Source organism: Aeromonas sp. PrichA-15, from assembly GCF_017939245.1.
Lineage (GTDB): Bacteria > Pseudomonadota > Gammaproteobacteria > Enterobacterales > Aeromonadaceae > Aeromonas > Aeromonas caviae.
Genome location: NZ_JAGKRH010000289.1, coordinates 1 through 13,579, shown reverse-complemented (window position 1 = coordinate 13,579; position 13,579 = coordinate 1). Strand labels below are relative to the sequence as shown.

Annotated in this window: 7 protein-coding genes; all 7 read left to right on the top strand. The window is 59.1% G+C overall.

The features are described 5' to 3' along the window. A partial coding sequence (locus J9889_RS21095; protein ID WP_210558016.1) for a DUF1983 domain-containing protein occupies positions 1 to 1,953 on the top strand: 1,953 nt, incomplete at its 5' end. Further along, complete coding sequence (locus J9889_RS21090) at positions 1,946 to 2,314, top strand: hypothetical protein (RefSeq protein WP_246878157.1); 369 nt, start codon at positions 1,946 to 1,948, stop codon at positions 2,312 to 2,314. The genes J9889_RS21095 and J9889_RS21090, both read left to right, overlap by 8 nt. Before the next feature lie 10 nt (positions 2,315 to 2,324). Continuing rightward, entirely contained in the window at positions 2,325 to 3,002 is a 678-nt protein-coding gene (locus J9889_RS21085; protein ID WP_246878156.1) for a hypothetical protein, read from the top strand. A 2-nt stretch (positions 3,003 to 3,004) separates the two neighbouring features. Further along, positions 3,005 to 3,385 (top strand): hypothetical protein, encoded by a 381-nt coding sequence (locus J9889_RS21080; protein ID WP_210558015.1) that lies wholly within the window; start codon positions 3,005 to 3,007, stop codon positions 3,383 to 3,385. Then, positions 3,385 to 3,645, top strand: coding sequence for a bacteriocin (locus J9889_RS21075; protein WP_210558011.1), 261 nt, complete (start codon positions 3,385 to 3,387; stop codon positions 3,643 to 3,645). Before J9889_RS21080 ends, J9889_RS21075 begins: the two co-directional genes overlap by 1 nt. An 11-nt stretch (positions 3,646 to 3,656) precedes the next feature. After that, on the top strand, positions 3,657 to 5,159 hold the full coding sequence (locus J9889_RS21070) for a hypothetical protein (RefSeq protein WP_210558007.1): 1,503 nt from the start codon (positions 3,657 to 3,659) through the stop codon (positions 5,157 to 5,159). Positions 5,160 to 5,291: 132 nt separating this feature from the next. After that, positions 5,292 to 13,472 (top strand): PLxRFG domain-containing protein, encoded by an 8,181-nt coding sequence (locus J9889_RS24315; RefSeq protein ID WP_246878155.1) that lies wholly within the window; start codon positions 5,292 to 5,294, stop codon positions 13,470 to 13,472. Positions 13,473 to 13,579 lie beyond the last annotated feature (107 nt).

The window sequence follows — 13,579 nt, the reverse complement described above, 5'->3', positions numbered from 1 at the left end:
TTTGATGCCGAAACGGCAGATCTGAAGGCGCAGATCACCAATGAGCAGTTGGTTAGGGCGACGGCTGATGAGGCGCTGTCACAGCGGATCAGTGTTGTTGATAGCGAGTTCAAAGCGGCGGACGCCGCGACGAATGCTGCTGTTGCAGCTGAAGTGCGGGCGCGGAGCGATGCTGATAGCGCGCTGGCTGAACAGTTGTCCACCTTGGATGCAGAGTTCAAGGGGGCGGAGCAGGCCATGGCGGCCAGCATCGATGAAGTGTCCCGTGTTAGTGCTGAAGCAAACCAGTCCCTTTCTGAGCAATTGAGTCAGGTGAAGGCCACAGCAGAATCGGCGGGCACCGCTGCGGCAGGAGCCCAGAGTAGTGCAAACCAGGCAAAAGAGGATGCAGCGGCTGCTGCGGGGATAGCCAATGGAAAGGGCAAGGTGCTCATTCAGTCGGCAGCTCCAGCAGTAGCAGATCGGCTTGCTCAGAATCTCTGGATTGATACGACCAGCGGCACCAACACTCCGAAGCGGTGGAGTGGGTCAGCCTGGGTTGCAGTAACAGACAAGGTCGCGATCGATGCAGCTCAAGCCGCCGCCGCCGCTCAGGCAAGCGCTGATCAAGCTGCACAGGGAGTTGCGAAAAATACTGCGGCCATCAATGACGAAGCGAAGGCGCGGGCTGATGCAGATTCGGCCATGGCTCAGCAGATCCAGCAGGTAACGGCAAACTATCAGCAGGGAGATCAGCAACTCCAAGGCCAGATCACGGCAGAGTCAGTCGCCCGTGCCGATTCGATACAAGCACTAGGCAGCCAGATTGATACGGTCTCAGCCGTCGCCGGTAGCAAGAACAAGACATTCTTCCAAGCCACCGCCCCCGGATCTGGCATGGTGACCGGTGATCTGTGGTTTGACGCGTCCTACTACAACAAGCCGTATCGTTACAGTGGTACTGCTTGGGTTGCCACTGAGGACCCGAGGATTCCAGCCAGTGTCGCCGCCGTTCAACTCCAGAGCCAAGCTATTGCCAACTTGCAAAATGGAGCCGAGGCCATGTGGACAGCGAAAGCCAGCGCGGGCCAGATCACCGCCGGGATCGGCCTGGTTGCCAAGTCGGACGGCACCAGCCAGGTGGCTATCTCTGCCTCTCAGGTGTTCGTATTCAACCCGAATAGTTCAACGCCCATGGCGCCGCTGTTTGCCATCGACAACGGGCAGGCCGTGATTGCCGAGGCCATCATCCGAAAGGCCACCATCCAGATCATCCAGTCAGAGAAGATCACCGCCGACTACATCAAGGCCGGGGCGAGCATCACAACCCCGTTGATTAACGGTGGCCAGATCGATATGGGCAATGCCTTCCTGTCTGGCGGGGCAGCTGGATTCGGTAAGGGTGGCCCTTATGGCGGCTGGGGATGGGGGTGGTACACCATCATTTACGCTGACGGCAGTATCTACACAAATCGTCTCTATGCCGAGGGCGGCTATGTTCGCAATATGACCATAGGCAACTGCACGATAGATCAGAACTGCATTGTGCATGGGACAATCTTTGCAGAGCGGATTGTTGGCGATGTGGCGGCGATAAAGTCGCTATACATGCAGCAACCAAGCGGCCCATTCAGCATGTTCTTTAATGTGGCCGCAGCAAATTTTACCAGAGGGGTTATTGTCACAGGCATAAACATCAAAGCGGAGGGGTATAACTATGGCAGCGGCGGCCAACCTTCAGAAGGCACCCGCGCTTGTACGGCAGTGTTTTACATGAATGGAGTGGAGTTTGGTCGAGAGTCTGTGTCTGCGACAGGCGGCTCAAGGAAAGACTCTGCCACGGCAAGTGCAACTGTTACGTTGCCTGCCGGGGTTCGCGGACAGTTTCAAGTTTCGATACTTGGCGATGTGTCAGTATCACTCGTTGGTGCTGTAGCAATGGTGTTCAAACATGGTAGCGCCACTTTTGAGTAACCCTATCGGTTACATCAACCGCATCGCCAGCGACACAGGCAACCCAAGGCTACCCGCCGAACTGCAAGACGCCATCCGAAACCGGATGGCGTTTTTATTTGTGCGTGGCGATGACGGGTTTGTGCTCAAGCCGGTCGCCGAACAAGGTCTGGTGGGGGTGGTGATCTGGGTTGGGTGGGGTGATGGCGGCGCGCCTGAGCGGCACCTGCCGGAAGTGAAACGCCTGGCACGCCTGATTGGGGCACGCTGGCTGCGCTTCCACTCGGCGCGTAAGGGGTGGCTCAAGGTTGCGCCAAGAATGGGATGGGTCCGTCAGCCGGATGATGCTGATGGGCTCTATGTGTTTCAGATCAACCTGTGAGGGGTAGGTGATGGGGAAGGGCGGTTCGAACGAAATCAAGGAGACGGAGGCTCAGAAGGCTGCAGCCGGTGTGGCCATGGAGCAGTGGGATCTCTACAAGAACGACCTGCAGCAGTACGAGGACTATTTCATCGAGAAGGTGGATGACCTCAACGGTGAGGGGAAGTACGACAAGCTGGCTGGCACCGCGTCGCTGGGCGCGGCAAAAACCTTTGGCGACGCCAGAAAGGGGCAGGCCGATGCCATGGCTGCCAGCGGCATCGACCCGACCAGCGGGCGGTACCAGGAGACGATGGTCGGGCTTGAGACGGATCAGGCCCTGAGCCAGACGGACACGGCCAATCGAGCGCAGTCCAGCCAGCAAGACAGGCATGTGGCTGGCCTCAAGGATGTGGTGAGCATTGGCGCCGGGCAGAAAGCGGAGTCCCTGGCGGGTATGGGGGATGTGGCCACGACCAGTCTGCGCAAGTCGGTGAGTGATGCGCAGATCTCGTTCCAGAATCGACAGGCCACGGCTGGCATGGTGGGTACCGTGCTGGGGGCGGGGGCGTCGTATGGACTGAGCAATCTGAAAGCGCCGACGGTTACCAGCAACAGTGATGTTGCATCACATCTCGATAGCACTAAGACGCTCGCTGATAACCGCGTCTATAACCCCAACGCAAAAACGTATTTGGGAGGTAGGTAACCATGGGTTACGCCGCAGACACTTACGCCAAAATCACCCGCGAGCAATACCAGGACTGGAAGACTCGCTTCTATCCCAAGCAGCAGGAGCTGATGGATCTGGCCACCAACGGCGAGCTGCTCAGGGAACAACTGGGCCGGGTGGGCGAGAACAACACCAACGCCTTGCGCTCTGCTCAGCAGGCCACGGCCAACCGCAATGCGCGGATGGGGCTGGGCACCAGCAGCAATGCCAATGATAACAGCCAGGGGCTGCGCATGGCCCTGATGACGGCGGGCGCCGAGAATGGGTTGCGTGAACAGGAGCAAGCTCGCCAGATGGGGATCCTGACGGGGGCGGACGCTGGGTTACGCGAGGCAATCAAGACTGGAGGGCAAGGCTAATGGGCTACGGCATTTTGGATATCGGTGCTCAGACGCGCCAGCAGGGCATGGCAGGGCTGCGTGATGCGGCCAACCGTGAAAATGAAGTTGAGATGGGGAACAAGCAGCTCAAGGCGCAGGAGAAGCAGGCCAAGATGTCTGCCGCAGGTGCCGGCGCTGCCACTGGCGCCATGATTGGCGCGTCTTACGGGTCGGCAGGTGGCCCTGTTGGGGCAATTATCGGCGCGGGTGTTGGCTTTCTGGCAAGCAGCTTATTTTGAGGAGAGTTGGGATGGGCATTTCAGGATTGGCCGAAGGCTTTCTGGCCGGCTTCAACACCATGGACCGCTATCAGCGTGGCCAGAAAGAAGATGAGCGGCTGGACAAGGCCATGAGCCTGCGTGATGCCATGTGGCAGAACGAGCAGGATCGGCAGAAGAAGGCTGATGAACAATATCAAGGGGAGCTTGTTTATCGAAAAGAGAGGGATACGGTATCTGACAAACAATGGAACTTAGAATACGCCGGGCGGCAGCATCAACTTGAGTTGGATAATAAGCGCGCCAACGCGATGCTGAGCCTAAACGTGGAGCAAAATAAAAGGGCCCAAGAGTCTCACGCACTGGCCGTGGCAAAGAACAAACGGGACCAGTGGTGGCTTGACAATGAGGCGCCGTTCAATATGGCGACAGCAGCGCTGGGGCGAGGAGAGCAAATTACACCAGAGCAAGATGCTTTGTTGAACCATGAATATGCCGCCGGGCGAAATCCATACCGCGTGTTTGGTGACCCGCAATGGCACCGGAGTTCTGACACTGTTTATCAAGGGATGAAAGCAATCATTAACAACCCGGACGCCAAGGCCTGGGATATGGGGAAATTGCATAAGGCAATTAATACTTCCGAGGTGACGCAAGCTCTGACCTATATGGTCAAGGGCGATCTCGAAAAAGGTATTGGGACCGTCACCCCCACAGGAGTGGTTAAGTCATATGGAGAGGTGGAGGTTGTTCCAACAGACCGCGGGACATTCTTCCTTCAGGCCCCTGTGACCTACATCAACCCAAAGACTGGTGAAGAAACTGTCAAAGATGCCCCTATAACCGAGGGCCGAACTGGTGACCCGGGCGACCCCGTCAAGGAGTTCACCCCCCAGAGGTTGATTCAATACTTCGGCAAGGCGCGCCAGGTCAGCCAGCAGATCCAGCAAAACCCAGAACAATGGGAGAACTTTCTTATACAGACCGGTGTTAATCCACCGGCTGACTATAAAGGGCTGAAGGCTGCCCTGGCTGATCTCCACAAGCAAGAAGCCAAGGCGCTGGCCGATGGCGGGGATCCGGCCACGGTCAAAGCGGCATTTGATGAGGCCAGAGAAAGCTTGCCGTCTGTCTACGGGGTGAATTCTGGCGGGACACCTGGTGCGGCACCCTCTGGTGTCAATCCTGAACAGTGGAGCCAGAGCAACCCTGAACGTCAGCAGTTTATGAGGGAGGCTGAGCAGGGGGGGTGGCTTGGCAGCTATCTTGAAAGCCCGGAAAAAATGGACGGTGCCTTTGCGTTATGGCGCCAAGCTGTTGCGAAAGAGGAGGCAGCCAAGCAAGCGGCGGCATCTGCTGAGAAGGTGCGCAATATGGAAGGGGGTAAAAATAAACCGCACAACTACCGCGCAGCAGAAGAGGCGGCCGTTAATGCGGTTATTGCACCATTTACTAATGGACAGCCGACGCTCAACAAGGCACCAGATGGGGCGGCGGCCTATCAGGCGATGAGCCTGGCCCAGGCACGCCGCTAGTTGCCTTTCACCCACCCCAGCGTTAGCATCTCTCCATCGTCGATCAGTCTGCATGCTGATCGCCCCATCTCAAAAGCCCCGAACGGTTCGCCGCTCGGGGCTTTTCTTTTGCATAAAGCCGAGGCCACTCGAATGGACAAGCACAGTCTCCGTGACGCATCCCTGCCACAACCGCTGCAATCTGACTCTCGAGGAAAGCAGTTCTGGGATGGCATCAACAGTCAGCTTTCATCACCGCCCGCAACTGCGGCCCCAAAGCGAGACCTCGACACAGAATGGAGTGATTATCCCAAGGCGGTAGGCGCTGGCGCGTTGGAGCTGGTCGGTGGCATTGGTGAGCTCGCACGGCAGGCAAGCAACTTCGGCAAAGAGAATGCCGGGAAGCAGGGGGGCGACTACCTGGAACAGGCTCGTGCCAATATGGCCAATAAGCTGAGCCCGTTGCTGGATGTGGTTGCGGGCGCAGGTGACCTGGCCCAAGGGGGAGCCGAGTCGCTGACCGAGGGAATGAGCGCGGATGCCAAGGAGGCCATGGGGCGCCGGCTGGTAGATGAAACACCGGAAGGCCGTTTGACCCTGGGGGATGGTGCAGGGGATATCGATGTCTGGGCCATGAAAATGGCGCAGGGCGTTGGCTCTTTGCTACCGACACTCGCCGCTGGCGGGGTGACTGGGGTGGCCGCCAAAGCCTCTATCGGCCGCGCTGTCACTGCATCCATGGTCAAGCGTGGCGCGACCCAGGAGGTAGCCGAAGCGGTCGCCGCCAAGGCAGTATCCAAAATTGCCACCGGCGCCGCTGTGACCACCGGGGCGACCGGATCGGTGGGCAGTGCCGGGGTGAACACCCGCGACACTGTGCTGGGAATGAGCTTTGACGAGCTGGCGGGCAGCGATACCTTCCGCCAGTCGTTTACTCGCATCGACCAGGATCAACAGACCGCCCATCTCTCTGATGAGGAAAAGCTGGGGCTGGCCCGTGAGGAAACGGCCAACTTGGCCAGCCGAGCCACTATGAGCGACGCCAAGGTGTGGGGAGCTGCCGCCATGGGCTCCATGATGGGCGACGCCATGCTGTTCAAGATGCTGGCTGGCAAGGCGGCCACCGGTGGAGTGCTGAAAGGTGCTGCCAAGGGGGCGGCAGGTGAGGGTATCAGCGAAACCCTGGAGGAGGGGGTGCAGCAATACGCCGTCAACGAATCCCTCAACGAGGTGGCCGCCGCTGATATCGACCCGATGAAGGGGGTCATGTCGAGCGCGATCGAGGGCGGCTTGATAGGGATGGGGACAGGTGGTGCGGTAGGTGCTGTCGGTGGGGCGCGAGGCGGTAAGCATGCCAGCCAGGATGATGGCGTTGGGACCGATCCGGTTGCAGAGCCTTCCGCGCCGGTGACGGAGGGCGCTGCTGGTCCGGCAGTGGATCCGAACTTTGCTTCTGTTCCACTGGAAGACGGCGAGCAGGCGCCCTCCGCCACACAGGCTGAGGGAGATCTGAACCCGCTCGGTCCCAGTGGGAGCCAGTTTGACGAGCTGCGTGATGTTCCCGCCTATCTGCGTCAAGACGATACCGCCGATCGTTTCAAGGGGATGGCGGCTGATAGCGAGGTGCAGCGCGCCTTGGCGGGTGAGTTCGGCCAGACCGTGCAGGAGCTGGTTGCCTCCCAGATGAAGGCTGGCGATCAGGGCAAGAGCCTTTATGAGCGAGCTCAGGCTGGCGAGCTCGGGCTTGACCCGTTCGCAGGCAACAAGAGCGCCCAGCAGGTAGCCATGGAGAACCAGCGCCTAGCCCTGCCGCTCAAGGATGTGATCTTTGCGGGCGATGCCAATGCTAAACCCAAGGGGGAGGCAGTGGCCGCACCTGGGGATCACGATGACCAACAGGCTGGCCCCGGCCCGCAATTCCGAGGTGGTGAGCGTACCCGCTGGCAGAGCGGGCAGGAGGGGGATGTGTTGCCGCCAGAGGCATCTTCCACCAAGCCCGCTGGCGAGCTGCCGGGCGCGGTGATTGAGGGTGAGGCCCGCGAGGTGGGTAACGAGTTGCCGCACCGCAATGTGGTCTATGGCAATGACTTGCGCGCCGAGCAGCAACGGGCCGCCGATCTGGCCCGCCGTGAGCGCGAGCTGAACAACCAGCCCCTGCAGATCGGTCAGTCAGAGACCCTCTTTGCCGGGGGCACACCGGGCGCTGACCCGCGCAATAGCGCCTATACCCCGCCCAGGCTGTCACGGGATCAGGTCGATACCAGCATGGGCGAGCAGTCCACCCGCGATCCGCGCAGCCCGGTGGCGCAGTCCATCGAGCAGGCAGGCAGCGCCACCGATTCGGTATTTGGCCCGCTCAAGTCGTTGCGCATCACCCGCAAGGGCAAGCCCTTTGCCACCGAGAAAGAGGCAGTCATGGCCAGTCGTCGCGGGCAGGAGATGCCAGTCCCGCTCAACGGTGGCGGCTTTGGGGTAGCGGCTATCGGTGAGGTGCAACAGGCCCAAGCGCAGCAGGGCGCAGTCAAGCAACCGTCAAGCAATTCCACCCCGTCCCAAGTAGACGACATCAATGTCGCTGACATGCGTCAACCATCTGATCAGCCAGCCAAAAACGTAAGCGCTGACACAGTTCCGGCACCGTCTGCCCAGGCAGGCGAGGCCAGCAAACTAGCACCAGCCATCGATACCGGATACCGAGAGGTTATCCCCGTCAAGCAACCCAAGACAGAGGTGAGCAATGAGCCAGTTACCCCAGTACCTGCAATCAGCAGTGAAGGACAACGCGATCAGCCTGGCGCAGGCGATCCTGCTGCAGCAGGCGCTGAACCAGCCATTACCGGATTCGCCGATGGAGCTGGAGCCGGAGATCGGGGAGATCTCGCTGCGCCTGCACCTGTACCTGATGGACAGCAGCAAGATGACCAAACACTGACAGCCCCGGCCACAGATGCCGGGGTTGCTGTTTCTGAGGTGGCGCAACCAGATCCGGTAGTGCCTGCACCTGTCGCCGCACCTACGCCATGGGCAGAGGCCATTGATAACCCGGATGGAACCATCACCTTGAAAGGTGATGTGCCGCTCATCAAGCAGTGGGCCAAGGATAGCGGCGTGAAGGCGATCCCGGGCAAGGGTGGCCTGGTAGTGTCCACGACTTCGGTAGCGAAGGTGCGACAGCTCACCACGCCTGCCACCAGTGAACCGGTGCGGCAGATTGAAGCGGCCCGCGCCGAGATAGCGCCGGAGCCCACCGAAGCACAGAAGGAAGCGGGGAACTACAAGAAGGGGCACATCAAGCTGCAGGGGCTGGATATTGCGCTCGAGAACCCCAAAGGCTCCACCAGATCCGGTACCGATCAGGATGGCAAGGCATGGCAGTCAACCATGACCCATGACTACGGCTACATTAAACGCACCCTGGGGGCGGACGGAGATCATGTCGATGTGTTCATCGGTGACAAGCCGGATAGCGAGACGGTCTATGTGGTGGACCAGGTGGACCCCATAACCGGCAAGTTTGACGAACACAAGGTGATGATGGGCTTTTCCGATGAGCAGGCCGCCCGGGAAGGCTACCTTGGCAACTACGAGGCGGGCTGGAAAGGACTGGGTGCCATCAAGGCGATGCCGGTGGAATCGTTCAAGCGCTGGGTGAAGGAGGGGGGCACCACCAAACCAGCCGACTCCATGGAGAGTGAGCCTGTTGATGCCAACGCGTTGGCCGATGAGGAAGCTATCGCGGTTGCGGATGAGTTGGGCATCGAGCATGGGGATAACCCTGATGATGCGCGCTGGGGGCTGGACGGCATCAAGGCTGATGTGCTGGCCGCTGCCGTTGGCCGGGTACGCAACCCTGGCGAGCCGGTAGCCATCAAGCGGCCGCTCGATAACCCCAACATTGTGGCAGCACCTCCCATGGAGGGCGACCCCGTCACTCGCGCCAAGAAAGTACGGATGTCCCAGCAGCGGGAAGGAGGTTATGAAGGGCTATCGGTTGACGAAGCGACGCGGATCGTGGACGATTTTCTGGCGGACTTTAACGGAAACATTCCGCTGAAGCCGTTTATCAGGGAGAAGGTCAGTGAAATCTACCGAAACGTCGCCGACGATTCCGATACCGCCAGAACCACCAAGGGTGCCTATCACCCCTCCGCCGACCTCTTCACCGTCGTCGCAGGAAATGCCAGAGGGACCGTTTCTGGATCTCCCGCTCTTCGTTTGCAGAAGGGACGACTACGAGAATCAGTGGAGTTGGGAGCGAAAGCGGACCTCCTCAAAACTTTACGCCATGAGTTGCTGGGTCACTACGGCCTGGACACGTTTGCGCCAGAAGATAAGCGGGCTCTGCTCCAGAAGCTGATCGCAGCACAAAAGGAGCCGTGGCTTGCCCCCGCTTGGAGGCATGCCAGCAATCTGGGTGACCAGCTCGATGCGATCAAGGAGCACGAGCGGGAACTGGCGGTCGCTGAAGAGGCGTTTGCCCGCCTCGCCGAGCGGGAACTGCCTTCTCGCGCCATCCAGACCTGGAACGATATCAAGGCCACCTTCTCCCGCCTGCTGCGCAAGATCGGTTTGGTCAAGGGCCCTATCAAGGAGCACGAGCTCGACAGCCTGATCCGGGCCGTGAGCAAGGGCATTCGCAACGGTGAGCGCACCCGCCAGAACATCCGCGGTGATAAGGAGGTGATCGGCAAACAAGCCGATGAGCCAGCCAAGGATGACAAGCCCGAGCGCATCATCCGCTTCTCAAAGCAGGCAATGGCACAAGGGAACAAGCCGGCCAAGCACCTGACCCGCAAAGAGGCGGAGCTGGTAACAAAGGAGTGGTTCAAGCAGTACCGGGGCGCCAGTGGCATTGATGTGCAGATCCACGCCACCCAGGCAGAGCTGGAGAAGGCGCTGGGGCTGGCGGCACAAGATGGCCTGATCCGCCGCGCCGCCTTTGATGATGACAGCGGAACCCTGCATGTGGCCGCGGATACCATCGCCAATCCCAAGCGGATGCGCGAGATCCTGCGCCATGAGGTGCTGGCCCACTATGGCCTGGCCAATGTCCTGGGTGATGGGGAATACACCAAGCTGATGAGTCGGCTCATTCAGTCGCAGAAAGACCCCAGCATGAAGCCGGTGTGGGACTGGGTGAACACCCATTACGCCGATGAGGACATCGGCACCCAAGCCGAGGAAGTGGTGGCCCACCTCGCCGAAGTCGAGCAGGGGGCCTGGGGCCGTGGCTGGGATCGGGTTGTGGCCATGGTCACCCGGGCGCTGCGTGCGGTCGGCTTTGTACCTGATGGCATTACCGCCGCGGAGACCCGCTCCCTCATCGAAGGGTTGGGCAAGAAGCTCAAGCGTTCCGGGCCGGATGATAATGGTCCGGACGGCGACAAGAAATTCAGCCAGGAGGTAGATCTTCCAACAGAAATAAGCCAAGACTCGGTTGGAAAAACCCTTGATGTTAGCGGAGTGGAGAGACCGACCATAAACCATGATGGGCAGCCAATCCACCAAACCGAGGAGGGGCTTCGCAACTTCTGGCGTTGGTTTGGGAATAGCCTGATGCGAGATGGTGCGGGCAATCCAGTTGTTGTTTATCACGCAACAGAATCAGATATTACTGCGTTTAATACGCGTGATGCGGTCGAGAATCAATCGTTCTATTATGGTGAAGATAATGGTAGAGAAAAAGACGCCGGGGGATTTTTCTTTACCCCCGACAAGACACTCGCCAACGATTACGCCGAAAATCGACCTAATGCCAACATCATTCCCGTCTACCTGAAATTGAATAATCCAGTCTATCTGGACGAGATGAGCCTCGAAGAGCAAGGTAATTATCTGCGCGAGGCCAGAGCGAATGGGCATGATGGTGCCATCATTGGTGATGGCCTCGAATACGTAGTTTTTACCCCTGAGCAAATTAAATCTGCCATCGGAAACAATGGCGAATATTCCAAGTCCAACCCGGATGTCCGCTTTAGCCAAACCAATACCGCAGCCGACGACTCTAAAACTCTTGAGCAATCCATCAAGCAAAAGGCGGTCTACCAAGCCGGAGCTGCTCTTAGCTCAGTAAAAAACTGGCTCAAGCAGGGGCGACCGTTGATGCTTGGGACCTTGACCGACCTGCAGATTGACCAAGTTTACCGAGATATCACGGGCGGGGCTGTATCCCAGTATCAGCGCTTGCGCACCCAGATGGAGGCTGATCGCAACGACATTCTGCTGGATGCAGAAACCCGGATAGACCCTCTGTGGGATGCACTTGGCAAGCAGGAAAAGGCTGATCTTTCCAACCTGATGCACGACGCGACCATGGCCCGCTTGCACCCGGACAAGTCACTTGATGAGAACAGTTACTATCAGGAGGCCAAACAGAAGGTAGAACGAGCCAAGAAACCGAAGACCAAAGCAGCCTATGAAGCAGAGCTTCACATCATCGAGCGCAATCACTCCGAGCTGGCCAGGCAGTACAACGCGCTGCCAGCCAATGCCAAGGCTCTCTACGACACCATGCAGGACACCTACACCAAGCAATGGGAATCCCTGCGTGGTGCGATTGAGCAGCGACTGGAGGATTTGCTAGGTGTAAACCAAGGACGTGCCATGGCTGCCGAGATGCGCCAGAAGATGGAGCACGCCCTGCAGCATGGCCCTTACTTCCCGCTGACCCGCTACGGCGACTACGTGGTTAAGGCTCGCAAGGGGGACGAGTACGTCCGCGAGCACTTTGAGCGACGAGCCGACGCCGAACAGGCGGTTAAGCAGTACCAGCGTGACGGTTACAACGCGGTGATGACGGTCAAAGAGGAGGGCGGTGGCGATAGCGCCAACGCGAACCAGCTCGGCATGGAGATGCTGAGCTTCCTCGATAGCGCCGATGGGGTCAGTAAGAGCGCCTTGAAAGACGAGATATGGCAGGCGATGCTGCGCATGATGCCGGATGCCTCCTACGCCAAGCATGCCATTCACCGCCGTCGGGTGAAGGGGGCCAGCCGAGATGCACACCGAGCCTACCTCAACAGCGTCTACCACTATGCCCGCCACGTATCCAAGATCCGCTATGGCCACAAGATGCTGGGGGAGTTGGACAAGCTGAGCGAGCAGATCCGGGCTGGTGTCGCTGGCGAGCCAAGCAGCCTCAAGCCTGAAGACCTGGAGATAGCTCAGCAGGTGCTCAATGAGATGAACAAGCGCCATGACCTGAACATGAACCCGACCGGCAAGGCGTGGGCGGGTTCTGCCGGTAATATCGGCTTTCTCTACTACATCGGCCCATCGGTTGCCTCTGCTGTGGTCAACATGACCCAGAACTTCACCGTGATGCTGCCCCAGCTGGGAGCCAAATATGGTTTTGCGAAGTCTGCTGCCGCCATGACCCAGGCGCTGGGGGATTATGTGAAGCACGGTAAATTCAAGGCTGGCACTACCGAAGCGTGGCACTCACTGACGCGCTCTACCACGTTGCCAGCGGATGAGCGGGCCATCCTGGATAGGCTTTACCGTGCAGGGGCGCTGGATCTCACCCAGGCGCACAGCATTGCTGCCAAGGCTGACACCGACCAGCAAGATGCCAAGCCGATGGGGAAACGCTGGCGCCGAGCCATGCGCTGGGCGGGGGCCACCTTCCACAACGCCGAGGTGCTCAACCGGGAGGTGGCCGCCCTGGCGGCATACCGCTTGCTCAAGCAGGCGGAACCGACGCTCAATGGCCAGCAATACGCTGACCGGGTGGCTGAAATGGTGTATGACGGCCACGGCAACTACGCCGCCAGCAACCGTCCGCGCTATATGCGCAACGACATCACCAAGGTGCTGACCCAGTTCAAGATCTACAGCCAGATGATGACCTACGTTCTTTACTCCAATGCAATCAAAGCAGCCAAAGCTGGGTCGTTGAAGGCTTGGAAGAAGGGAGTGCTTGGCAAGGAGCTGACGCAAGATGACCTCAGAGCGATTGCCGATGGCAAGCTTGCAGCCAAGACCCTTGGTGGCGTGCTCGCCACCCACTGGGTGATGGCGGGGGTGATGGGATTGCCAACTCCACTGACCTTTGCCGCCTACGCGATAGCGGCAGGGCTAGACGACGACGATGACCGCAGCGGTGAAGCGTCATTCCGCCTGGCACTGACCGAGGCGCTCGGGCCCCGCGCCGGGGAGCTGCTAGCCAAAGGGCCGATGGATGCCTTGACCAACCTCAGCATTGCCGGCCGTACCGGGCTGGGCGATCTGTGGTGGCGTAGCCCCAAGGAGGGCACCGAAGGGGACGATCTGGCATGGCACGCTGTTCAGCAACTGCTCATGTACAGGATCTTTAGCAGCAACCAATTGAAATAGATATAAAAATGGCTTCGATTGTGATCTGATTTTATCGCCAAACAAAACCGCCACGCACGAAGCCATGACCATTATCGATGCCAACCACTATCTTGAGCAACTTCTCT